Origin of the sequence: Pseudomonas sivasensis, assembly GCF_021391435.1 — a bacterium.
In the GTDB taxonomy this organism is placed as follows: Bacteria; Pseudomonadota; Gammaproteobacteria; order Pseudomonadales; family Pseudomonadaceae; genus Aquipseudomonas; species Aquipseudomonas sivasensis.
On sequence record NZ_CP090029.1, the window covers coordinates 3,782,163 to 3,804,114 of the forward strand.

The 21,952-nt window shown below is 61.1% G+C and carries 20 protein-coding genes; 6 read left to right on the forward strand and 14 right to left on the reverse strand.

Features of this window, described 5'->3' with window-relative positions:
* The first annotated feature begins 14 nt into the window (after positions 1–14).
* On the forward strand, positions 15–968 hold the full coding sequence (locus LRO94_RS16900) for a sugar-binding transcriptional regulator (RefSeq protein ID WP_179178813.1): 954 nt from the start codon (positions 15–17) through the stop codon (positions 966–968).
* Between the two features lie 24 nt (positions 969–992).
* On the forward strand, positions 993–1,916 hold the full coding sequence (tal, locus tag LRO94_RS16905; protein WP_032889556.1) for a transaldolase: 924 nt from the start codon (positions 993–995) through the stop codon (positions 1,914–1,916).
* Between the two features lie 39 nt (positions 1,917–1,955).
* On the opposite strand, the gene LRO94_RS16910 is transcribed toward tal, so the two are convergent.
* The 3 genes from LRO94_RS16910 to LRO94_RS16920 all read right to left on the reverse strand — a co-directional run bounded on the left by LRO94_RS16910 (position 1,956) and on the right by LRO94_RS16920 (position 4,702).
* Positions 1,956–3,140 (reverse strand): sugar transporter, encoded by a 1,185-nt coding sequence (locus LRO94_RS16910; protein ID WP_179178812.1) that lies wholly within the window; start codon positions 3,138–3,140, stop codon positions 1,956–1,958.
* Between the two features lie 123 nt (positions 3,141–3,263).
* Positions 3,264–3,626: a type 1 fimbrial protein gene (locus tag LRO94_RS16915; protein WP_095184471.1), complete on the reverse strand. Its 363-nt coding sequence runs from the start codon at positions 3,624–3,626 to the stop codon at positions 3,264–3,266.
* Between the two features lie 77 nt (positions 3,627–3,703).
* Positions 3,704–4,702 carry a bile acid:sodium symporter family protein gene (locus LRO94_RS16920; RefSeq protein WP_099602696.1) on the reverse strand — a complete coding sequence of 333 codons (999 nt, stop codon included), beginning with the start codon at positions 4,700–4,702 and terminating at the stop codon, positions 3,704–3,706.
* 85 nt (positions 4,703–4,787) lie between these two features.
* Between LRO94_RS16920 and LRO94_RS16925 the strand changes: the two genes are divergently transcribed.
* Positions 4,788–5,576, forward strand: coding sequence for an AraC family transcriptional regulator (locus LRO94_RS16925; RefSeq protein WP_179178811.1), 789 nt, complete (start codon positions 4,788–4,790; stop codon positions 5,574–5,576).
* A gap of 1,115 nt (positions 5,577–6,691) precedes the next feature.
* A complete protein-coding gene (locus LRO94_RS16930) occupies positions 6,692–7,123 on the forward strand; it encodes a hypothetical protein (protein ID WP_032889566.1) in 432 nt (143 codons plus the stop codon).
* Between the two features lie 113 nt (positions 7,124–7,236).
* Here LRO94_RS16930 and LRO94_RS16935 read toward each other — a convergent pair whose 3' ends face one another.
* The 8 genes from LRO94_RS16935 to LRO94_RS16970 all read right to left on the reverse strand — a co-directional run bounded on the left by LRO94_RS16935 (position 7,237) and on the right by LRO94_RS16970 (position 15,813).
* Positions 7,237–8,181 carry a methyltransferase gene (locus tag LRO94_RS16935; RefSeq protein ID WP_179178810.1) on the reverse strand — a complete coding sequence of 315 codons (945 nt, stop codon included), beginning with the start codon at positions 8,179–8,181 and terminating at the stop codon, positions 7,237–7,239.
* Positions 8,182–8,192: 11 nt separating this feature from the next.
* Positions 8,193–9,572, reverse strand: a complete 1,380-nt coding sequence (locus tag LRO94_RS16940) for an iron-containing redox enzyme family protein (RefSeq protein WP_032889570.1) — start codon at positions 9,570–9,572, stop codon at positions 8,193–8,195.
* A 317-nt stretch (positions 9,573–9,889) separates the two neighbouring features.
* Positions 9,890–11,632, reverse strand: a complete 1,743-nt coding sequence (locus LRO94_RS16945) for an ABC transporter substrate-binding protein (RefSeq protein WP_032889572.1) — start codon at positions 11,630–11,632, stop codon at positions 9,890–9,892.
* 32 nt (positions 11,633–11,664) lie between these two features.
* On the reverse strand, positions 11,665–11,937 hold the full coding sequence (locus LRO94_RS16950) for a DUF2160 domain-containing protein (protein ID WP_014718862.1): 273 nt from the start codon (positions 11,935–11,937) through the stop codon (positions 11,665–11,667).
* 10 nt (positions 11,938–11,947) lie between these two features.
* On the reverse strand, positions 11,948–12,748 hold the full coding sequence (locus LRO94_RS16955; RefSeq protein ID WP_003232361.1) for a carbohydrate ABC transporter permease: 801 nt from the start codon (positions 12,746–12,748) through the stop codon (positions 11,948–11,950).
* A 10-nt stretch (positions 12,749–12,758) separates the two neighbouring features.
* Positions 12,759–13,625 (reverse strand): carbohydrate ABC transporter permease, encoded by an 867-nt coding sequence (locus LRO94_RS16960; protein ID WP_032889576.1) that lies wholly within the window; start codon positions 13,623–13,625, stop codon positions 12,759–12,761.
* Positions 13,622–14,719, reverse strand: a complete 1,098-nt coding sequence (locus LRO94_RS16965; protein ID WP_122822437.1) for an ABC transporter ATP-binding protein — start codon at positions 14,717–14,719, stop codon at positions 13,622–13,624. The genes LRO94_RS16960 and LRO94_RS16965 overlap by 4 nt, the downstream gene beginning before the upstream one ends.
* Positions 14,719–15,813, reverse strand: a complete 1,095-nt coding sequence (locus LRO94_RS16970) for an ABC transporter ATP-binding protein (protein ID WP_179178809.1) — start codon at positions 15,811–15,813, stop codon at positions 14,719–14,721. The genes LRO94_RS16965 and LRO94_RS16970 overlap by 1 nt, the downstream gene beginning before the upstream one ends.
* 236 nt (positions 15,814–16,049) lie before the next feature.
* On the opposite strand from LRO94_RS16970, the gene LRO94_RS16975 reads away from it, so the two are divergent.
* Positions 16,050–17,861, forward strand: a complete 1,812-nt coding sequence (locus tag LRO94_RS16975) for a sigma-54-dependent Fis family transcriptional regulator (protein ID WP_179178808.1) — start codon at positions 16,050–16,052, stop codon at positions 17,859–17,861.
* On the opposite strand, the gene LRO94_RS16980 is transcribed toward LRO94_RS16975, so the two are convergent.
* The 3 genes from LRO94_RS16980 to LRO94_RS16990 form a co-directional block, all read right to left on the reverse strand.
* Positions 17,858–18,790 (reverse strand): FecR family protein, encoded by a 933-nt coding sequence (locus LRO94_RS16980; protein ID WP_032889582.1) that lies wholly within the window; start codon positions 18,788–18,790, stop codon positions 17,858–17,860. The genes LRO94_RS16975 and LRO94_RS16980 overlap by 4 nt on opposite strands.
* The gene (locus tag LRO94_RS16985; protein WP_032889583.1) at positions 18,787–19,329 is read right to left on the reverse strand and encodes a sigma-70 family RNA polymerase sigma factor; all 543 of its coding nucleotides are present in this window, start codon (positions 19,327–19,329) and stop codon (positions 18,787–18,789) included. Before LRO94_RS16985 ends, LRO94_RS16980 begins: the two co-directional genes overlap by 4 nt.
* Positions 19,330–19,445: 116 nt before the next feature.
* Positions 19,446–21,554 (reverse strand): TonB-dependent receptor family protein, encoded by a 2,109-nt coding sequence (locus LRO94_RS16990; RefSeq protein ID WP_179178807.1) that lies wholly within the window; start codon positions 21,552–21,554, stop codon positions 19,446–19,448.
* A gap of 237 nt (positions 21,555–21,791) precedes the next feature.
* Between LRO94_RS16990 and LRO94_RS16995 the strand changes: the two genes are divergently transcribed.
* Positions 21,792–21,950, forward strand: a complete 159-nt coding sequence (locus LRO94_RS16995; RefSeq protein WP_163033225.1) for a hypothetical protein — start codon at positions 21,792–21,794, stop codon at positions 21,948–21,950.
* Positions 21,951–21,952: the final 2 nt, after the last annotated feature.

Here is a 21,952-nt window from a genome sequence, read left to right on the forward strand (position 1 = left end):
TAACTGAGGCTTTCATGAGCCAGATCGAAGAACAGCGCCTGATCACCAAGATCGCGAGCCTCTATTACGAAGAAGGGCTCAAGCAGTCCGAAATCTCCACGCAGCTGGACCTGTCCCAGTCCTTTATCAGCCGCGCCCTGCGCCGGGCGCTGCAGGAAGGCGTAGTGAAGATCAGCGTGATGCGCCTGCAAGGCCTGCACCTGGAACTGGAAACCCAATTGCAACGTCGCTACGGCGTGCGCCGGGTGATCGTGGTGGAAGCCACCGAGCCCGGCAATGACGAAAGCATCAAGCAAGCCATCGGCTCGGCCGCTGCGCACTACCTGGAAACCAGCCTGTCGCCCCAGGACCATATCGGCATTTCATCGTGGAGCAGCACCATTCGCGCCATGGTCGGCCACCTGCATGCGCAGTCGGGCAAGCAAGGCGCCGAGGAAGTGGTGCAACTGCTCGGTGGCGTCGGCAACAAAGGCGCGTTCGAAGCCACCTTGCTGACCCAACGCCTGGCCACCCTGCTCAACTGCCCGGCGTATTTGCTGCCGTCCCAAAGCATCGAGCAATCGGTGCAGAGCAAGCAGCGCATCGTGCAGATGGAAGAGGTCAAGGAAGTGCTGCAACGCTTTGACAGCATCACCCTGGCGATCGTCGGCATCGGCGACCTGGAGCCCTCGCAATTGCTGCGCAACAGCGGCAACTACTACACCGAAGACATGCTGCGCCTGCTGGCCGAGCGCGGTGCGGTGGGCGATATCTGCCTGCGCTACTTCGATGCCCAGGGCAAGCCGGTATTGGAAGAAGATGAAGAATTCGTGGTGTCGGTGGCACTGCCCAAGCTGCGCTCAATCCACCGCGTGCTCGGCCTGGCCGGCGGGCTGAACAAGGTCCAGGCAATACGCGGCGCGCTCGAGGGCGGCTACCTGGACATCCTGATCACCGACCTGGATACCGCACAGGCCCTCAACCAATAACCTATTTTTTGGAGACAGCCGCTCATGACGTCCAAGCTCGAACAACTCAAGCAATTCACCACCGTGGTCTGCGACACCGGCGACCTGGAAGCCATCAGCCGCCTGCGCCCTGTCGACGCCACCACTAACCCGTCACTGCTGCTCAAAGCCGCTGCGATCCCGGAATACGCCGAATTGCTGCGCAATGCGGTGTCGTCATCCAAAGGCGATGTAGGCCTGGCGTGTGACCGCTTCGCGGTGTCAGTGGGCTGCGGCATTCTCAAGGTGATTCCGGGGCGCATCTCCACTGAAGTCGACGCGCGTCTGTCCTTCGATGAAGACGCGCTGTGGGCCAAGGCCAACCAATTGATCGCACTGTACGACCAGGCCGGCGTCGGCCGCGACCGCGTGCTGATTAAACTGGCCTCCACCTGGGAAGGCATCCGCACCGCCGAACGCCTGGAAAAATCCGGCATCCAGACCAACCTCACCCTGCTGTTCTCCTTCGCCCAGGCTCAGGCCTGCGCCGACGCTGGCGTGTTCCTGATCTCGCCGTTCGTGGGCCGCATCTACGACTGGTACCGCAAGAGCACAGGCCTGGACTACACCGGGGCTGAAGACCCAGGCGTGCAGTCGGTGACGCGCATCTACAACTACTACAAAGCCAACGCCATCCCGACCGTGGTGATGGGCGCCAGCTTCCGTACCCTCAGCCAGATCGAACAACTGGCCGGCTGTGATCGTCTGACCATCAGCCCGGACTTGCTGCAAAAACTGGCTGAAGACAACGGGCCGCTGGAACGCAAGCTGCAACCTGGGGCGGCCGGTGAAGCGCGCCAACCGTTGACCGAAGCGCAGTTCCGCTGGGCGTCGAATGAAGATGCAATGGCCACCGAAAAACTGGCCGAAGGCATTCGCCAGTTTGCGCGGGATCAGGAGAAGTTGGAGGCGCTGTTGGCTGGGCTGTAACGCCGTCAACCTGCAGGAGCGAGCTGGCTCGCTCCTGCATCAGCTTTGTGCCACACCCGTGCCGAACCTGCGAATCGCCAGGCAATACCCGATCAACGCCACCGCCGCCAGCATCCCCCCTGCCACGCCAATCCAGGCGAAACCGAAGTGACTGCCGACCCAACTGCCCATCAGGGCGCCGCCGCCAATGCCGATGTTGTAGATGCCGGAGAACATCGCCATGGCTACGTCAGTGGCGTCCGGCGCCAGTACCAGCACTTTGGATTGCATGGCCAGGCCGAAGCCCATGATCGCCATGCCCCAGAAAATGCTCAGGATCACCAGGTACGACTCGGCGCCGCTCAAGGGCAGCATCAGCGTGAGGCACCCGGCCAGGATAAACACCGCGCCGACCACAAACAGGTGCGGGTTGAAGCGGTGCACCAGGCTGAACAGCAACGAGCCGATGATGCCCGCGCCGCCGAAGACCAGCAGGATCAGGGTCACGGCGCTGCCATCCATCCCGGCCACGCCTTCGACGAAGGGTTCGATGTAGCTGTAGGCGGTGAACTGCGCGGTCACCGTGAGCGCGGTGAGCACGTAAAGCGCCACCAGCGCCGGGCGCTTGAACAGCAGCGGCAGGCTGCGCAGGGAACCGGAGTTCTGGCTCGGCAACGGCGGCAACGTGCGTGCCAGCCAGAACACGAGAGCGGCGGCGAAAGCGCCGATCACCAGGAAGGTAGTGCGCCAGCCCATGGCCTCGCCGAGCAGACGCCCCAGAGGAATCCCCAACACCATCGCCAATGACGTACCGGTGGCCAGCAACCCGAGGGCTTGCACCTGTTTGCCCTCCGGCGCCAGGCGCACCGCGAGGGACGCGGTGATCGACCAGAACAACGCATGGGACAAGGCAATGCCGATCCGGCTGACCATCAACAAGCCAAAACTGTTGGCCACGCTGGAAAGGATATGGCTGAGGATAAACATGCCGAACAGCACGATCAGCAATTTGCGCCGCTCGACGTTACGGGTCAGCAGCATCACCGGCAGTGAGGTCAGGGACACGATCCAGGCGTAGATGGTGAGCATCAGGCCGACGCTGGACACGGGCATGTCGAAGCTGGCACCAATGGCGCTCAGCAGGCCGACCGGTACGAATTCGGTGGTATTGAACACAAACGCGGCCAGCGCAAGGGCGATGACCGGTTGCCAGTTGGCTTGGGGGGTTGCGGCTGAAATGCTCATTGAAAGGCGAGGTACTCTGGCGATGATCAAACGGCCACCCAGGACAAGCGCCGCCGCTTGGCATTCTATAGGTTTCTCGGCTGGCTGTTGACGCCGATACCCCTCAAGACACCCTCAGTTTTGTCACGGTGTGGTCACAGTGACGACGTACTTGCCCGACACAATCGGCTGGCCGGCGCTGTCTACCAGCACATACCGCTGATCGTGATCACGCCCAAGGCCGCTGTCTGCAACAGGCGATAGCCGGGGAACGGCGACACCCGCCACCGGCATCAAACTGCGCACGTCGAAGCGATTGGCACGACCGGAAGCGACACAGCCCTTGCCTTCCGTCACCAGCCCACTGCGCGCATTTGTCGCACACCCTGGCTCGACGATGCTGCCACTGAACGCGATGGTGCCCTGCCCCACGGACTGCGCCGCGCCGCATGTACTTGCCCATAGGCCGAGGAGGCCTGCGATTACCGAAATACCTTTACTGCTCATGCCGACACTCCTTCTTGGGCCAGTAAGCAGTAAGTCGCCGGGCTGAGCAGTAACTTGAGGTTATTCGTCGGTTTGAATCAAGGATCTACCTGCGCCATCAACTCCGGAACGCTTTCAGGACGCTTGGCATACCGCTGCGCTAACGCCGCGCAGACCATCAACTGGATCTGGTGAAACAGCATCAACGGCAAAATCAACACCCCCATGCTCGCCCCGGCAAACAGCACTTGTGCCATGGGTACGCCGGTGGCCAGGCTCTTCTTCGAACCGCAGAACAAAATGGTGATCCGGTCTTCCTGATTGAAGCCAAACGCCTTGCCCAGCACGCTCGACGCCACCAGCACCAAGGCCAGCAACACGCAGCAGGCCACCACCAGACCGCCCAGCTCCCACAGTGGGATCTGATGCCAGATGCCTTCGTTGACCGCTTCGCTGAATGCGCCGTAGACCACCAGCAGGATCGAGCCTTGGTCGACGAATTTGAGCCAGGCCTTATTGCGGCCCACCCACTCGCCGATCCACCGCCGCGCGATTTGCCCGGCGATAAAAGGCAGCAGCAGTTGCACGCTGATTTTCAGGATGGCATCGACCGTGGAGCTGCCTTCGCCGTGCACGTTGAGCAATAACGTCACCAGCAGCGGAGTAAGGAAGATACCGAACAGGCTCGACGCCGCCGCGCTGCAAATCGCCGCCGGTATATTGCCCCGCGCCAGCGAAGTGAAGGCAATCGCCGATTGCACGGTGGCCGGCAAGGCGCAGAGGTAAAGCATGCCCATGTACAGGTCTTTGCCGATCAGCGGCGACAGCACCGGCTTGAGCGCCAGGCCCAACAAGGGGAACAGCACGAAGGTCAGGCTGAACACCAGCAAGTGCAGGCGCCAGTGGCCGGCCCCGGCAACGATGGCCTGGCGCGACAGCTTGGCGCCATGCAGGAAGAACAGCAGCGCGATGGCCAGGTTGGTGACCCAACCGAAGGCTACGGCGGTCTGGCCGCTGGCGGGCAGCAAGGAAGCGAGGATCACCGTGGCGATCAAGGTCAGGGTGAAGTTGTCGGGCAGAAAACGAGGGCGTGTCATAAGCGGATCTTCCAGGGGTTGCCAAGAGCGTCACCGCGACTCTAACGTAACGGCTTGTTACCGACTAACGCCAATGAGCCAGTAAATGCCGCCTAAAGGACATGACAAAACGGTGCGCCGCAGCATCCCCGGGCTGTCCAGCCTGCCGCGGCCGGTGTACGGGCGCACCGAATCCTTGCCCAATCGCGCGTTGACCCGGCGCCACAGCCACCCGTGGGTGCAATTGTCTTACGCGATTTCAGGCGTGCTGGAGATCCAGACCAGCGCCGGCCGCTTTGTCGCGCCGCCGCAGCGGGCGGTTTGGATCCCGGCGGGCATGCCGCACCGCGTGTTCAGCTCGCCCCACACCGAAATGCGCAGCCTATACCTCGATTGCAGCGTGACCGCCTGGGCCTCGGAGTGTTGCCACGTGCTGGAGGTGAGCAGCCTGTTGCGCGAATTGATCCGCAGCTTCAGCGAGCTGCCGGTGGAATATACCGAGGACGGTCCCGAGGGGCGCCTGGCCCAAGTGGTACTCGACCAACTCGCCGCCGCGCCCCAGGTGGACTTGATGCTGCCACTGCCCCTCGACCCACGTTTACGACAGATCTACCGCAGCTTGAACCTGCGCCCGGAGCAACAGACCACGCTGGGGCAATGGAGCGAAAAACTGGGGCTTAGCGAAAAGACGCTCAGCCGCTTGTTTTTGAGGGATACCGGCCTGACCTTCCGCGCCTGGCGCCAACGCTTACGCCTGCTGAGCGCCCTGCCCGCCCTGGAGCAAGGCGAGCGCGTGACGGATGTGGCGCTGGGGTGTGGGTATGAGTCGACGTCGGCGTTTATCAATGCGTTTCGCCAGCAGTTTGATGCGACGCCGGGGGAGTTCTTTCGGTGAGGCCTCAGGCACTGAAGATCGAATGTGGGCGGGGGCGATTCACACAATCAAAAGCGCAGATCAACAGACCGCTGACTTCGTCAGTGAAAAGGATGTAAAAGCCAGATCAAAAGCAGAGCAAAAGCAGAGCAAAAGCAGAGCAAAAGCAGAGCAAAAGCAGAGCAAAAGCAGAGCAAAAGCAGAGCAAAAGCAGGACAGCAGGCTAGGACCTATCTGTCTGATCTATGGAGATCAAACTGTGGGAGGGGGCTTGCTCCCGATAGCAGTGGGTCAGTCACAGCTGCATCAACTGATACACCCTCATCGGGAGCAAGCCCCCTCCCACATTTGGACGGAGTTGGAGCTGAGAACCCGGTCGGCTCTAAGGCCGCCGCGGCCTTGCTTTTGATCTGAAATCGCCCCGTCAACCACGATGGCCGGAATTCGACATTGATTTGGGGGGTAAACCGGCAGGGATGCCGGTTTAGCCGCCCTGCGCCATGGATGGCGCGTGGCGGCGGCCCCCCAAATCAATGTCGGATTACGGGCACACCGAGCCTAGGCGAGGTGCCGAGTGGTGGGGCGAAGGCCTTTTGGTTACTTTTGGCTGGGCTGGCATTCCGGCCTTTACAAAAGTGAACTGCTGTAAGAGCAGAACCCTAGGCGGCCGTTACCGCAGCAACGGATATGTACTCAGCCAGCAAAAGTGGGGATTTTTCTGTTAGAACCCAGCGTCTGTTTTTGGGGCTGCTGCGCAGCCCAACGCGGGGCAAGCCCGCTCACCACAGGGTCATGTGTCAGCCTCTAGGAGTTATGTGAGGCTCAGGGAGTTGTGTCAGCCTCTGGGAGTTGTGTGAGGCTCAGGGAGTTGTGTCAGCCTCTGGGAGTTGTGTGAGGCTCAGGGAGTTGTGTCAGCCTCTGGGAGTTGTGTGAGGCTCAGGGAGTTGTGTCAGCCTCTGGGAGTTGTGTAGAGCCCCATACTCATCGGGTCCCCCCTCCCCGCAAGTTTCAGTGATCAACCCACGTAGCATGCCTGGCACCAGCCCGCTCTGCGTGGAAATGCTGTTCCACACTTCGCACGGCTGCTATTGTGCCGCGCTTTGAAAAACGGCCACCGACCCGCGAGGAAATGCACGTTGAACACTGACGAAAAAATGACTGGGGACCTGTTCGAGGTGGATAAGCGTCTGTCACTCAAGCCCGTGGTGGACTTCAACGCCTACCTGCGCAGCGCCTTCGGTGATGGCCCGTGCACCTGCATCCGCTGCAGTGCCAGCGGTGGCGATGAAAGCGGCTATGAGTTCCAGCACACTTTCAACTTCGACAGTAAACCGACGCAACGCCGCTTTGCCTCCACAGCGGGCAGTGATGTGCTGATGGCGCTGAAGAAGGCATGGTTGTCGTACTCCAAGGCCGAGTTGCCGCTCAGTGGCGTGTTGGCACTGGATACGGTCAAGGAATTTGTCGAGCCACAGCTGCACAAGCGCTTGGCACCGTTGTTCCTTGCCAGCGGCTTGGTCAAGGAAGTCGACGGCGAGCTCCATCTGCAACCGCAAGCGGCCGCCTGACCTTTCAGCTCGGGGCGGCAGCTGATCAGCAGTCACCCCGACGCTGGGCCAGAAGACGGTCCACCACCTGCCGCAGGCAGGCTTGCGTGTCGGCACCCCTAGCTTGGGCGGCGTCAGAACAAGCGCGTAACGGTGAGCGCGACCACGGCGATACGCTCCACGCGCTCATACCCCGGTTTGTCGAGTTCTTCGCCGAACACATCCGGGTCAAGTTCGCGATAGGTCCAGCCCACTGCATCGCTGCCCAATAAAGGCATGACCGCCTTCAGGAAAGGGTCTTCCCCGGCGACGATCGCCACCCCGGTGTACAGCACCAGACTGCCGCCCAAGGCCAGGCGTGGGAGGGACTCGCCGACAATACGCACCGACAGTTCCTCACCCAGCGCCCCGCCGCCATGCCGATAGGCGCGTTCGCGGTCGTCGTTCATATAGGGTGGGTTGGCGACGATCAAATCGAACTCGCCTTGGACGCTGCCCAGCACATCACTATGGTAAGCGCTGACGTTGACCAGCCCCGCCAACTCGGCATTCACCGCCGTGAGGCGCAAGGCGCGCGGGTTGATATCCACCGCCATCACTTCAGCGTCAGGCCGCGCGCGGGCGATCATCAGCGCGCCCACACCTGCGCCGCAGCCGATATCCACCGCGCGCTTAATCGGCTCGAAACGCTGCTGCAGATGGGCCTCGATCAGTTGCGCGAAACGGTAACTGTCCGGCCCGAAAAACACCGCATCCGCCTGTGTGGTGGGATACGCCGAATGGGCGAACAACAGATCACTCAGGCTCGACCACCGCACCGTGCTGCGCCACAGCGAATCGTGCTGCACGACTACATCGGCTTGCTGCAATTCTTCGCGAAAGGCATCAGGTAACAGCCCGTGATCAAACGGCATGGACCAGCCGAACACGTCACGCAGGTCCACCGCCAGCGGCGTCCCCAGACGCTGGTAAAACCGTTCATGGGTCAACGGCGTCGGCGTGATGAAACGGTAGCCGTTTTCCTTCAAGCCCCCGCCCAGGTTCAGCAGGGCGCGATCAGCGAGTTGTTGCGCAGACATGGGTGAATTCCTTAGCGCAGACGTGCGCGCAGTTGGATAAATCGGCGAGTCGCATACAACCCGGCAGGCGTGCAGTGGCGGCGTGCCGAGAGCCAGGGCAACAGTGCGGTGAGCTGCTGCTCATCGGGCAAATTCCACAACGAATCCACCAGGGCCTGAATATCCGGGTCGGCCGGGCGATGGTGCTCGCGGGAAGTCCGGCTGCCGCGCCCCGGCCGTACGGGCGCGATGCGCTCGCCGCTGATCCAGTCGCCGGCGATCCAGTCATGCAGCACCTGTTTCTCATAGCCGCTGAACACACCGAACATCGCAGCGCCAGCGCCCTCGATCAATTGCCAGAAGCGGCTGTCGGCCGGGTCCTGGTGGCGCTTGATCCAGCCCTTGTCTTCCATCGCCTTGAGAAACGCGCCGGCCTGACCCGGCTGGGCCAGCCACTGGTTGACAGTCTTGCCCTCGAAGCGGCAGTAGTCCGAATGCATGTGCTGGCCGAAGGTGCGCTTGCGTTCGAGCATGGCGACCACCTCGTCGTGCAGATCAAACGCGTCGATCACCGCCAGCGTGCCAGGGCCAAGATCGTTGAGGCGATAACCCTCGGCAACGCGCCGGTAGAACTCCGCACGGCCCTCCCCCAGCGGCAGCAGGCTGAGCACCGACTGCGCCGCCTTGCACGCGTGGCCACTGCTGGCGTTGTCGATGGTGACGTGGAGGGTGAAGTAATACGGGTCAATCCCCAGCTCGCTCAATTCGTAGGCGGTGATCAGCAGGTGCAGCGGTAGCTGCTCATAGCCGAGGTTGTAGCCGATGATTTCCGGCAAAAACGCTTCGGCACACAGTCCCAGCGCCAGCTGCAGAGCACCCTGCTGGTAGTGGGCGTCGTCGAGGCCGGCGTCGCTGTCGGCGTCGTGGTCGCTGAGCAATTTGCGGTAGATCAGCACATGGTTCTGCGCCGCTTCGCCGTCGCCCAATTCTTCCAGGTAGGTAGTGAGCAGGCCGTCGAACCGCGGGTCCTGCCAATAGCGCAGCAAACCGTTGAGCCAGGCGCCGTCGACCTGTTTGGTCGGCGCCACGCGTTGCAGGAAATACAACGCCTGAGCTTTGTTCTGGAAGTAGCGCCTTGGATGGCCTTGCTGGCGTTGTTCCAAGTACCCGGCGTAGGCCTGGGCGACATCGGCACACCGCTGCTCGATCCAGGCCGACAATTCTTCAGGCAATGGCGGCAGCTCGGACGACGCCTCGCGCACCTGGCTCAATTGCCCTTGCAGAAACGCCCGCGCAGCCTCTTCAGCGCCCGGAGCTTCGCGATAGAGCTGCTGGTAAACCCCGCGATACTGACCGTGAACCGGGTGGGTGATAGAGGCCGGTTGGCCCGACAGCGCTGTAAGTAGCGTCATGATGGCAGTTTCCGCAAAGTCCGATACAACCAGGCCTCCCGACAAGGAGGCCCCGCAAGAGCGCTGAAAACCACACGCTTCTAAAATGCAGAACCTGCGGGTATGCGGAAAATTCAATCGGGGTTGGCAAGGTACGGATCAGCGGCGATGGTCAGTTGTTCTGACCGCCATGGAGTTCGGTTCGAATGGCGCCGAGAGGCACTGATAGATGTGGCGAGGGAGCCGCCCCCGTTGGGCCGCGAAGCGCCCCCAAAAATGAGACGACTGCGCAGTCCAACGGGAGCAAGCTCCCTCGTCACAGAAATCCAGCAGACCTGTTATTTACGCGCCGCCTCCCACGACTTGAGCAGGTCGCCGTAGCTCACGGTCTCGCCTTTTGGCTTCTCGTTCGCCAGTTTCGGTTTCGGTGCGCCCGGTTGGTCGAACCAGTATTGCGCGTCACGTTCGGGGTTCATTTTCGGGCCGCACACCGGTTGCACTTTGGAGCGTTCCAGGCGCGTCATGATCGCGTCCTGCTCCTTGGCCAGGTTGTCCAGCGCCTGTTGCGGGGTTTTCTCGCCGCTGGCGGCCGAGGCGATGTTGCTCCACCACAGTTGCGCCAGACGTGGGTAGTCCGGCACGTTGGTGCCGGTCGGTGACCACTCGGTGCGCGCCGGGCTGCGGTAGAACTCCACCAGACCGCCGAGTTTGGGGGCCATGTCGGTCATGGCCTGGGAGTTGATGTCGGACTCACGAATCGGCGTCAAACCCACGATGGTTTTTTTCAGCGAGACGGTTTTGGAGGTCACGAACTGCGCGTAGAGCCAGGCCGCGAGTTTTTGCTTCTCAGGCGTGGATTTGAGGAAGGTCCAGGAGCCTACGTCCTGATAGCCCTTCTTCATGCCCTTTTCCCAGTAAGGTCCCACAGGCGACGGCGCCATGCGCCATTTCGGCGTGCCGTCGGCATTCACCACCGGCAAGCCCGGTTTGACCATGTCGGCGGTGAACGCGGTGTACCAGAAGATCTGCTGGGCGATGTTGCCTTGGGACGGCACCGGCCCCGACTCGGAGAAGGTCATGCCCGCCGCTTCCGGTGGCGCATAGGCTTTCATCCAGTCCACATATTTCTGCGTGGCAAACACAGCGGCCGGGCCGTTGGTGTCGCCGCCGCGGGTCACGCTGGAGCCCACCGGATGGCAGTCCTCCACGCGAATGCCCCACTCGTCCACCGGCAAGCCGTTGGGCAGGCCTTTGTCGCCGCCGCCGGCCATGGAGAACCAGGCATCGGTGAAGCGCCAGCCCAGGGACGGGTCTTTCTTGCCGTAGTCCATGTGCCCGTAGATGCGCTTGCCGTCGATTTCCTTGACGTCTTCGCTGAAGAATTTGGCGATGTCTTCATAGGCCGACCAGTTCACCGGCACGCCGAGGTCATAACCGTATTTCTCCTTGAACTTGGCTTTGAGCTCCGGGCGCTCGAACCAGTCGGCGCGGAACCAATAAAGGTTGGCGAATTGCTGGTCGGGCAGCTGGTAGATCTTGCCGTCCGGCGCGGTGGTGAAGGACAGGCCGATAAAGTCTTTGAGGTCGAGGGTCGGCGAGGTGAAGTCCTTGCCTTCGTTGGCCATCAGGTCGGTGATGGATTCGGTCTTGCCATAGCGAAAGTGCGTACCGATCAAGTCGGAATCGTTGACCCAGCCGTCATAGATGTTCTTGTCCGACTGCATCTGGGTTTGCAGCTTCTCGACCACGTCGCCTTCCTGAAGCAGGTCGTGGGTCAGCTTGATCCCGGTGATTTCACTGAAGGCCTTGGCCAGCACCTTGGATTCATACTCGTGGGTGGTGAGGGTTTCCGACACCACGTTGATCTTCATCCCACGGAACGGTTCCGAGGCCTTGATAAACCACTTGAGCTCCTCAAGCTGCTGCTCAGCCGTGAGCGTGGACGGTTTAAACTCGCTGCCGATCCATTTTTTCGCGGCATCTTCGTACGCATCGGCCCAAGCCGTGGCGCTCAAACCGCTGAGGGCCAGTACGGCAGCCAATGAAATGCTATGTCGCAGCTTATTGTTCTTATTCAACATAGAGACCTCCAGGTTGTTTATTTATAAGGGCATCAACCCCAACGCATCACACTCAACAGCCATACCAGGGAGAGCGCGGACGCCACCCAGATGCTCCAGTCGGTAACGCCGATAACCAGCAAATGCAGGTAGGCGCTGCCGAGAAGACCGATAAACAAGCGATCACCACGGGTGGTGCTGATCGGTAACAAACCGCGCCGGGGGATGCTCGGCGAACGCAGTTCCCAAGTGGTCATGCCCGCCAGAATCAAGGCGATGCCGCCAAAGAACAGTGCAGTGGGGGTGGTCCAGGCCATCCATTCCATCATCGACTCCTCAGACCCGGCCCAGGGCAAAGCCCTTGGCCACGTGGTTGCGAACAAACCAGATCACCAGCATGCCCGGCAGGATGGTCAACACCCCCGCCGCTGCCAGCACGCCCCAATCGATACCCGAGGCCGACACCGTGCGCGTCATCACCGCTGCGATGGGCTTGGCGTTGACCGACGTCAGGGTGCGCGCCAGGAGCAGCTCGACCCAGGAAAACATGAAGCAGAAAAACGCGGTCACACCGATGCCGGAGCCGATCAACGGGATAAAAATCTTCACGAAGAACTTCGGAAACGAGTAGCCGTCGATGTAGGCGGTTTCATCGATTTCCTTGGGCACGCCGGACATGAAGCCTTCGAGGATCCACACCGCCAACGGCACGTTAAACAGGCAGTGAGCCAGGGCTACAGCGATGTGCGTGTCGAACAAACCGATGGATGAATACAGCTGGAAGAACGGCAGCAAGAACACCGCCGGCGGCGCCATGCGGTTGGTCAGCAGCCAGAAGAACAGGTGCTTATCCCCCAGGAAACGATAGCGCGAGAACGCATACGCCGCCGGCAGCGCCACACTCAGGGAAATCACCGTGTTCAGGCTTACGTAGTACAGCGAGTTGAGGTAGCCGGTGTACCAACTGGGGTCGGTGAAGATCACCTTGTAGTTCGCCAGGGTGAAATCCTGGGGAAACAACGTGAGCCCGCCGAGGATTTCGGTGTTGCTCTTGAAGGACATGTTCAACAGCCAGTAGATCGGCACCAGCAGGAACAGGATGTAGATCAGCAGCGGAATAAGCTTGCGTTTGCTCATGTCAGCGGCCTCAGCGGTTGGCGTCAGAGTGGGTCATGGCGGTGTAGAACAGCCAGGACACCAACAAGATGATCAGGAAATACACCAGGGAAAACGCCGCCGCCGGGCCTAGGTCGAATTGACCTACAGCCATCTGGGTCAACGTCTGACTCAGGAAAGTGGTGGCGTTACCCGGTCCACCGCCGGTCAGGACGAAGGGCTCGGTGTAGATCATGAAGCTGTCCATAAACCGCAGCATTACCGCGATCAGCAGCACGCTTTTCATCTTGGGCAGTTGGATATGTCGGAAGACTGCCCAGGCCGATGCACGATCAATCCGCGCGGCCTGGTAGTACACGTCCGGAATCGCCCGCAACCCCGAATAGCACAGCAGCGCCACCAATGAGGTCCAGTGCCATACGTCCATCACCAGCACGGTCACCCAGGCATCCGCCGTATTGGCCGCGTAGTTGTAGCTGATGCCCATGGCGTTGAGGCTGTAACCCAGCAGGCCAATGTCAGCACGGCCGAAGATCTGCCAGATGGTGCCCACCACGTTCCACGGGATCAGCAGTGGAATCGCCAACACGATCAGTACCAGGGACGACCAACGGCCCTTGGTCGGCATGGTCAGGGCGATGGCGATGCCCAGGGGTATTTCGATCAACAGCACGCAGGCCGAATAGATGAACTGGCGCAGCAGGGAGTCGTGCAGACGCGGGTCGAGCAATACCTGCTTGTACCAATCGGCACCGACGAAATAGCGGCTGGATTGGTCGAAAATGTCCTGCACCGAATAGTTGACCACGGTCATCATCGGGATCACCGCGCTGAACGCCACCAGCAGGAAAACCGGCAGCACCAACCACCAGGCCTTGTTGTTCTGCACCTTGTTCATGGCAGCACCTCCAGCAGGTAATCATCGGCGTAGAGCATCAGCCATTGCGCGGGAAAGCTGATGGAGGCCGTGCCTTCGGGCACCGGTTTGTCTTCGGCCAAACGCACTTTCAAGGTGGCGCCATCAAGCTTGAGCGTCATGATCTTGTAGGTGCCGAGGTCTTCCAAATGTGTGACATCGGCCTGCATGGCGTCGGGGTTGTACTCGTCCCACACGTGGATAAATTCCGGGCGGATACCCACCTGCAGTTTCTTGTAGTCCGTGCTGGCGATGCGTTGTTGCAACGCCTCGGGCAATGGCAAGTGGGTGCCGGCAAACCGCACCCCGCCCGCCTCGGCCTGCACTTCGATCAGATTCATCCCAGGGCTGCCGATGAAATAGCCGACAAACGTGTGGCTAGGCCGCTCGAACAATTGCCGTGGCGTGCCGAATTGCACGATCTGCCCGCCATACATCACCGCGATCTTGTCGGCAAAGGTGGAAGCCTCCAACTGGTCATGGGTGACATAGACCATGGTGATGTTGAACTGCTCATGGATCTGCTTGAGCTTGCGCCGCAGTTTCCATTTGAGGTGCGGGTCGATCACTGTCAGCGGCTCATCGAACAGGATGGCCGACACGTCGTCACGCACCAGGCCACGGCCCATGGAGACTTTCTGTTTTTCGTCAGCGGTGAGGTTGCGCGCTTTCTTGCTCAGCAGGTTTTGCAGGTCAAGGACTTCGGCGATTTCCTGCACCTTGCTGTGAATTTTCGCCTCAGCCATGCCCTGGTTTCGTAGCGGGAATGCCAGGTTATCGAACACGGTCATGGTGTCGTACACCACGGGAAACTGGAACACCTGGGCGATATTGCGCTTCTCGGGCGTGAGGTCGTTGACCACTTTCGTGTCAAACAACACTTGGCCTTCGGACGGGCTGAGCAGGCCGGAAATGATATTGAGCAGGGTCGACTTGCCGCAGCCCGACGGGCCGAGCAAGGCGTAGGCGCCGCCCTGTTCCCAGACGTGGTTCATTTCCCGAATCGCGTAGTCTTCGGGCCCGGTCGGCGCGGGGTTATAGCTGTGCGCCAGGTTCTGCAAATGGATCTCGGCCATCAGGCAATCCTCGCGACACGGCGCCCGGGGGCCTGGACCAAACGGCCCTGGCCATCGAACACAAACAGTTTATGGGTGGGGATATACACGCGGATCGGCGCGTCGACGTCGTACTCATGTACCCCCGGCAGGTGCAGCACCAACAGGAAGTGTTCGCTGCGCACATGCAGGAAGGTTTCCGAGCCGCTGATCTCGGCGACTTCTACGGTTACCGCCAGCTCCAGATCGTCGTCGTTGCTCGGCACCAGGCTGATATGGCTGGGGCGCACGCCAAAGCGGAATTCGCCCTCGCCGATGGGGCGCAGGTCGACGTTCAGCGGGAAGTGCACAAAATTGGCGAAGCTCACCTCGTTGCCAGCAATACGCCCAGGCATCAGGTTGATCGGTGGCTCGGAAAACAGCTCGGCGGCGAGCACCGTCTGTGGCTGGTGGTAGACCTCCGCGGCCTTGCCGCTCTGGATCACCCGGCCTTCGTGCAGGATGGTGGTGGTGCCACCCAGGGCCAGGGCTTCGTTGGGTTCGGTGGTGGCGTAAATCGCTATGGTGTGGCGGGCCTGGAACAGCTCGCGCATTTCCTGGCGCAGCTCTTCGCGTAGTTTGTAGTCCAGGTTCACCAGCGGCTCGTCGAACAGGATCAGTTCGGCATCCTTGACCAACGCGCGGGCCATGGCCGTGCGTTGCTGCTGGCCACCGGACAGCTCCAGCGGGTGGCGCTGGAGGAACTTCTCGATGCGCAGCATCCTGGCGGTTTCCAGCACCTTGCTCTGGATCACCTCGTTGGACACACCGGCCTGGCGCAACGGCGAGGCGATATTTTCGAACACCGTCATGGTCGGGTAGTTGATGAACTGCTGATACACCATCGACACGTTGCGCAGGCGCACCGGCTTGTGGGTGACGTCGACGCCGTTCATCAGGATGCGACCGCTGTCGGGTTTGTCCAGGCCGGCCATCAAGCGCATAAGGCTGGTCTTGCCGGACAGGGTGCGACCGAGCAGCACGTTAAAGGAACCGGGTTCGAAACGCAGGGTGGCATCGTCGATCCAGGTTTGGCCTTCGACGACGCGGGAGACATGTTCCAGGGTCAATGACATGACACGACCTTTTTATTATTGGAATGAATCTGGCCAGTCGTCAGAGCGAGTTTCGTGCCAAAAACGGCAGGTGCTTGATCCACAAGGAAATGGAGTGAATGGGATGTTCGGGAGTGAACAATCGGGCTGAACAACTGAACACTCGGGGGGTTGACAATGAACAGTTCTGAACAACACTAATGGGGCCCCCGCGCCTGCGGGGCCCCATAAAAACAATAAAAACAGAAGGTCGCCCGATGGCCGAACCCTTGGCGCACGACACCATCATCCAAGACTCCTGGCGCCGTTGCCGCGCCTTCGGCCTGGACCACCAAAGCACGCCCAGCTTCGATCAATTGCCGGCCGACGGCATCAGCCAACTGCTGGAAAGCCAGCATTCCCTGGTGCAGACCACGCACCAGGAAGTCCTGCCCTATTACGAAAACATCCTGAGCAATTCCAACTGCCTGATCATGCTGGCGGACAACCAGGGCCAGGTGTTGACCTCGTGGGGCACCCAACGCTTTATCGAGCCCAAGCTGGCCCGTGGATTCAGCGCCGGTGCCAGTTGGCAGGAGCGCTCCAGCGGTACGAATGCCATCGGCACCGCGCTGGCCTGTGCCCAGGCGGTGCATATCGAACACGACGAACATTTCCTCAAGGCTAACCGTTTCATGACCGGCTCGGCGGCGCCGATCTTCGATGCTCAGCGCGAGATCATCGCGGTGTTGGATGTGTCCAGCGACAGTTATCTGCCGCCCTCCCACACTCTGGGCATGGTCAAGATGATGAGCCAGACCGTTGAGAACCGGCTGATCCTCAATCTATTTCGTGGTGAGCATTTCCAACTGACCTTCAACACCGGCCTGAGCAACCTGGACAGCCAATGGGCGGGCCTGCTGATCTTTGATGAAAGTGGCCAGGTGCTGTCGGCCAACCGCCGCGCCGATAACCTGCTGGGCATCAGCCTGTCGCGAGTGATGATCGACAGCTTGTTCAAAGTGTCGCTGCTGGAGTTGCTCAACCAACCGGAGGGCTTGCCGTTTTCGTTGCAAGCGGCGGGACGCAATCGGTTTCAGTGCTTATTGAAACGCCCCAAGCAGATGCCAGTGCAGGCGCGCGTCTTCAGTGAGCCTGTGGTTTCGAAACAGGCGACGATTGGTCTCAACACCCTGCATTTTGGTGATGCTCGCGTAGAAAAAGCCGTGCGCCAGGCCGAGCGTTTGCTGGAAAAAGATATCCCGCTGCTGATCCACGGCGAAACTGGCGTGGGCAAAGAAGTGTTCGTCAAAGCCCTGCACCAGGCCAGCTCCCGCAGCCAGAAGGCGTTTATCGCGGTGAACTGTGCGGCGATTCCCGCTGAGCTGGTGGAATCGGAATTGTTCGGCTACGAAAAAGGCGCGTTCACCGGCGCCAATCAAAAAGGCAGCATTGGCCTGATCCGCAAGGCCGACAAGGGCACGCTGTTTCTTGATGAGATCGGTGATATGCCGCTGCCGACCCAGGCGCGGCTGCTGCGCGTGTTGCAGGAGCGTTGCGTGCAACCGGTGGGCAGCAGCGAGTTGTTCCCGGTGGATTTGCGCATCATTTCGGCGACCAACCGCGCACTGCGCGAGCTGGTGCAAGCCGGGCGCTTTCGCGAGGATTTGTACTACCGCATCGGCGGCCTGACCCTGGAGTTGCCACCCTTGCGCGAGCGTACCGACAAGCAGGCGCTGTTCCAGCAACTGTGGCAACAACACCGCGAGCCCACTCAATGGGCCGGTTTGAGCGCTGAGGTGTTGGCGTTATTCGAGCAGCACCCATGGCCGGGGAATTTGCGCCAGGTCAGCAGCGTTTTGCAGGTGGCGCTGGCGATGGCCGAGGAGCAACCGATACGGGCGGAGCATCTGCCGGATGATTTTTTTGTGGATTTGAACGTGGCGCCGCCGCTGCCGACCAGTGAGTACCTGGACGACAGCATTGATCTGACCCAACGTTTGAAGGCGGCCGGCGGGAATATTTCCCACTTGGCGCGGGAACTGGGGGTGAGCCGCAATACCTTGTACAAACGCCTGCGCCAGCATTAGCGGGGCTTGATCACCACCAGCAAGTCGGTGAAGTACTCCACCTGGATCGGCAGGTTATCCGCCAAGGTCGACAGGGCCGCCGCCGTATCGTCCAGCTTGAACACGCCGGACACGCGCAGGTCCCGCAGCGCTTGTGGGTCGAAACGCACCATGCCAGGACGGTAGCTGGCCAGGGTTTGCAGTACTTCGCTCAGCGGCTGGTCGTTGACTTTGAGCAAGCCGCGAGTCCAGGCGTCCGGGTCGGCATTGCCGATCGCCTGCGCAGGCATGGCGCGGCCATGGTCGAGAACGGAGCGCTGGCCGGCGGTGACCTTGACGCCCTCCTCGACCTCACCTTTAACCGCCACGGTGGACTCGATCACAGTGACCACTGTTGTGCCGTCCGGCGCACGCTTGACCAGGTAACGCGTACCCAGTGCGGTCGCCGTGCCTTGGTCGGTTCGTACCACGAACGGCCGTTGCGCATCTTTGGCCACGTCTACCCAGAGTTCGCCTTGCAGCAGCTCGATCACCCGCTGCTGGCCGTCGAACTTCACGTCCACCGCCGAGTTGCTGTTGAGCTGCAACTGGCTGCCGTCTTCGAGCGCGATCTGACGGCGCTCGCCGACGCCGGTGCGCTGGTCGGCCATCCACACCGGCAGGTGCTCCAGGCTCAGCCAACCGCAGAACACGACGCCGAGCACCCCCAGCACCTGTGCGCTGCGCGCCCGTTGCGGGGCAAATGCGCGGTTCAGGGCGAGGCGAGCCGGTTGCGCCGGCACGCTGTCGAGGCTGCCCCATAAGGCGCGCATGCGGTCGATGGCCACGGCGTGGCGCGGGTCGGCCTCGCACCAGGTAGTGAAGGCCTGACGGTCAGCGTCGGTGACATCCTCATCGTGCAGGCGCGTCAGCCAATTCGCTGCTTGCTGGATGATCTGTTCGGAGTTCATGTCAGTGGATCCGCCGCGTGCAGGCTGTGATAGCAGTGCACCAGGGCGCTGGAAATGTAGTTTTTGACGGTGCTGGGGGACACCGCCAGGCGTGCGGCGATTTCGCTGTAGGTCAACCCATCAAGGCGACTCAACAGGAACGCCTCGCGGGCCTTGGTCGGTAAACCGGCGAGCATTTCGGCGATGCGTTCCAGGGCTTGTAGCGCAACATGGATCGCCGCCGGGTCGGGCATGCCGGCGTCTTCGCACTGGATGACCAGCGCTTCCATATAGGCTTTTTCGATACGCCGACGACGGGCGCCGTCGATCAGCAGGCGCCCTGCCGTGGTGGCCAGGAAGGCCCGGGGTTCCTTGATAGCTTGCGGCTCGGCCAGCATCAGGACACGGATGAATGCGTCGTGTGCCAAGTCGGCAGCGTGCTGGGAGCAACCGAGTTTCCTGCGCAGCCAGCCATGCAACCAACCATGGTGCTCGCGGTACATCGCCGTAAGGGCCTGCTGACGCGCTGAGTCGCCCAGCGCGGCCGGAATGTCATGCATGCGCAAAAAATTCTCAAATGGGAAGTGTTACCAATTGCGCAAACAATGCCAGTAAAACAGCGTTGGGGCAAGCGGGCTCACATTCTCTGAAAGCCCATTCCCACAGGTGTGTCCGCTTAGCGCCAGCTCCACGACACGCCGGTGTAGATGCCACGACCATCCGCGGGTGTAGACCGAGCAACATCCAGGCCTTTGTCGTCATAGCCCGGCGTGACCGTGTTGGCGTAACGGCGGTTAGTGAGGTTGCGCAGGTCAACCCAAGCTTGCCAATCCTGCTTTGGCGCGTCGTAGCCGAACGTTGCGCCGACGATCGTATAGGCCGCGGCGTAGTAGGAGTTGGCGTAGTCCACCGCCACCTTTGATGAATGCTCGGTGTTGAGGCTGGTGTAGAAACCGGTCGGGTGGCTGTAGCGCAGTTGCGCCTGATAGTAGTGCTTGGGGATGCCCGGCAAGGTGTTGCCACCGAAGCGGTCGTCGTCACGGTAATGGAAGTCGCTGAAGGTGTAGGCCTGGCGCAGGTCAAGCTTGCCGCTGCGGCCGCCATCCCACAGCGGGCTGAGCAGGCCCAGTTCCACACCTTGATGCACGGTGGGGCTGGCGTTGGATTCAACGACGACTGTTAATGCTTCAGTCTGGGTTTCCACAGCGAGCAGTTCGTGCCGCACTTCGGAGCGGTAAAGCGCCAGGTCCCACTGGCCGAGCCACGCTTCACCGCGACCGCCGACTTCCAGGGTGGTAGCGGTCTGGTTTTTCAGGCTGACGCCTTCGCGCGCCAGGCCAGTGGCCGGTCCGCTCTTCTCCGGGAAGTACTTGTTGGAACCCCAGATCATCGACCACGCGTGCGGCGGCTCGACGGAGCGGCTGAGGTTGCCGTACACCTGCAATTGCGGGTTGAAGTCGTAACGCAGCCCGATGCGAGGCGCGTAGTCCCAATCGTGCTGGCTGAGCGGCGCGTGGCCTTCGGGATAGCTGACCTGGGTTTCGCGACGGGTGTAGATGGCGGCCAGGCCGGTGGTCAGCCACAGGTCCGGTATCAGTTCCAGGTCGTTGCCGATATGCAACACGGTGTCGGAACCGAGGTAGCTGTAGTCGCGGGTCTTGGTGCCGGGGGCGTAGCTGGCCGTGTTGCCAGCGGGAATGCGCACATACTCGGCACCGCCGTTATTGGGCATCGCCTGGGTGGTGCGCAGGCCTAGGGTGGTTTTGCTGTCGTGACCGAACACCGTGTCCTGGCGGATGTAGTTGAGGGTGCTGCTGACGTCGGTGTAGGCGACTTTCAGACGGATAGTGCCCTCGCGCAGGTCCATCGGGTAATCGTGATACGCCAGGCCAACTTCAAGGCGGGAGTTGTCGTCCAGTTGCAGGGTGGTCTTGTTGGCGATCCAGGTTGAGCCGGGTTGCAGGCGCTTGGAGTCGCGAGCGGCGTTGAGGCTGTTGGCGGCGCGCGGGTCGTGACTGATCTGGTCGCGGGTGAGTTTGCCGGGTGTGTCGTTGGTGGTTTCGCGGTAACGGAAATAAAAGCGGGTTTCCAGATTCGGGTTAAAGCGATAGCCGAAGTTGGCAGCCACGCCCTTGCCCGTGGCCGCGCTTTGGCGCTGGTAGCCGTCGGATTCCGAGTCAGTCAGGCTGATGTAGTAGTCCGCATCCCCCAGCACCTGCCCCGAACTGATCTCGCGCTGGGCGTAGCCACGACTGCCCGCCTCATAGCGCACCTGCAGCTTGGGTGCGTCGTAGCCGGTTCGGGTCACGTAGTTGACCGCGCCACCGAGCGCCAGGGCGCCCTGATCAAAACCGTTGGCGCCGCGTAACACCTCGACCCGGCTTTGCCATAACGGATCCTTGAGCTCGTAAGGTGTGCCACCGGGACCGGTCAGCGGCAGACCATCGAACATCTCGTAGAGCCCCGACGCGTGGGAGCCAGGGCTACGGTTGAGGCCCGAACCGCGAATGGACAGTTTCACCCCTTCGTTATTCGCCGCCTTGGCGTACACCCCCGGCTGGTACTTGAACACATCTTCGTTGGTGCTCACCCGCCCCTGCTGCACGCTGCTCATGTCGATGTAATTGGTGGCGCCGGGCACGCTCTTGAGCTGCGCCTGGGCGACTTCTCCAGACGTGGCTTCAGCGGTGGTGACTTCGACCGGTGCCAGCTGCAAGTCTTCGGCATGCACCAGCGAGCTTAAGGTCAGGGCGGCAAACAGGAATGGAGGTTGGCGCAGCAGCATGGGTGAGTCCTTGAAATGCGGGGGCGTGACGGCTGGGCCGTCACGCGAACAGTGATGGGAAGCCAGCGATGATCACCAAGTCACGCCTTTTTAATGGACCAGACCCTTCCCACAACACCTTCGGACCCGCTTTCTTTTTAAGTCCAAAAACGAATTAACACATGCAAACTCAGTATTTAAAGAAATAACCACTAACCATTATTGTGGAGCCACTGAGTCACCTACGAGATCACCTTGATGCCAACATCCGCGAACGTCATTGACTTTACCCTTCACCGCAAACGCCGCCAGGCCCGCGCAGCGGCTGAGTTGATGTGGACGATGTACGCGGCACGCGCAGGGTTGGCGGTGTTTACCAACCACGCTGCGACGCCCAGCGATACCCGCCGGGCGTAGGC

Coding starts and splice junctions, on each gene's coding strand:
- LRO94_RS16900 (WP_179178813.1), top strand. CDS start 15: ATGAGCCAGATCGAAGAACAGCGCCTGATCACCAAGATCGCGAGCCTC.
- tal (WP_032889556.1), top strand. CDS start 993: ATGACGTCCAAGCTCGAACAACTCAAGCAATTCACCACCGTGGTCTGC.
- LRO94_RS16910 (WP_179178812.1), bottom strand. CDS start 3,140: ATGAGCATTTCAGCCGCAACCCCCCAAGCCAACTGGCAACCGGTCATC.
- LRO94_RS16915 (WP_095184471.1), bottom strand. CDS start 3,626: ATGAGCAGTAAAGGTATTTCGGTAATCGCAGGCCTCCTCGGCCTATGG.
- LRO94_RS16920 (WP_099602696.1), bottom strand. CDS start 4,702: ATGACACGCCCTCGTTTTCTGCCCGACAACTTCACCCTGACCTTGATC.
- LRO94_RS16925 (WP_179178811.1), top strand. CDS start 4,788: ATGCCGCCTAAAGGACATGACAAAACGGTGCGCCGCAGCATCCCCGGG.
- LRO94_RS16935 (WP_179178810.1), bottom strand. CDS start 8,181: ATGTCTGCGCAACAACTCGCTGATCGCGCCCTGCTGAACCTGGGCGGG.
- LRO94_RS16940 (WP_032889570.1), bottom strand. CDS start 9,572: ATGACGCTACTTACAGCGCTGTCGGGCCAACCGGCCTCTATCACCCAC.
- LRO94_RS16945 (WP_032889572.1), bottom strand. CDS start 11,632: ATGTTGAATAAGAACAATAAGCTGCGACATAGCATTTCATTGGCTGCC.
- LRO94_RS16950 (WP_014718862.1), bottom strand. CDS start 11,937: ATGGAATGGATGGCCTGGACCACCCCCACTGCACTGTTCTTTGGCGGC.
- LRO94_RS16955 (WP_003232361.1), bottom strand. CDS start 12,748: ATGAGCAAACGCAAGCTTATTCCGCTGCTGATCTACATCCTGTTCCTG.
- LRO94_RS16960 (WP_032889576.1), bottom strand. CDS start 13,625: ATGAACAAGGTGCAGAACAACAAGGCCTGGTGGTTGGTGCTGCCGGTT.
- LRO94_RS16965 (WP_122822437.1), bottom strand. CDS start 14,719: ATGGCCGAGATCCATTTGCAGAACCTGGCGCACAGCTATAACCCCGCG.
- LRO94_RS16970 (WP_179178809.1), bottom strand. CDS start 15,813: ATGTCATTGACCCTGGAACATGTCTCCCGCGTCGTCGAAGGCCAAACC.
- LRO94_RS16975 (WP_179178808.1), top strand. CDS start 16,050: ATGGCCGAACCCTTGGCGCACGACACCATCATCCAAGACTCCTGGCGC.
- LRO94_RS16980 (WP_032889582.1), bottom strand. CDS start 18,790: ATGAACTCCGAACAGATCATCCAGCAAGCAGCGAATTGGCTGACGCGC.
- LRO94_RS16985 (WP_032889583.1), bottom strand. CDS start 19,329: ATGCATGACATTCCGGCCGCGCTGGGCGACTCAGCGCGTCAGCAGGCC.
- LRO94_RS16990 (WP_179178807.1), bottom strand. CDS start 21,554: ATGCTGCTGCGCCAACCTCCATTCCTGTTTGCCGCCCTGACCTTAAGC.
- LRO94_RS16995 (WP_163033225.1), top strand. CDS start 21,792: ATGCCAACATCCGCGAACGTCATTGACTTTACCCTTCACCGCAAACGC.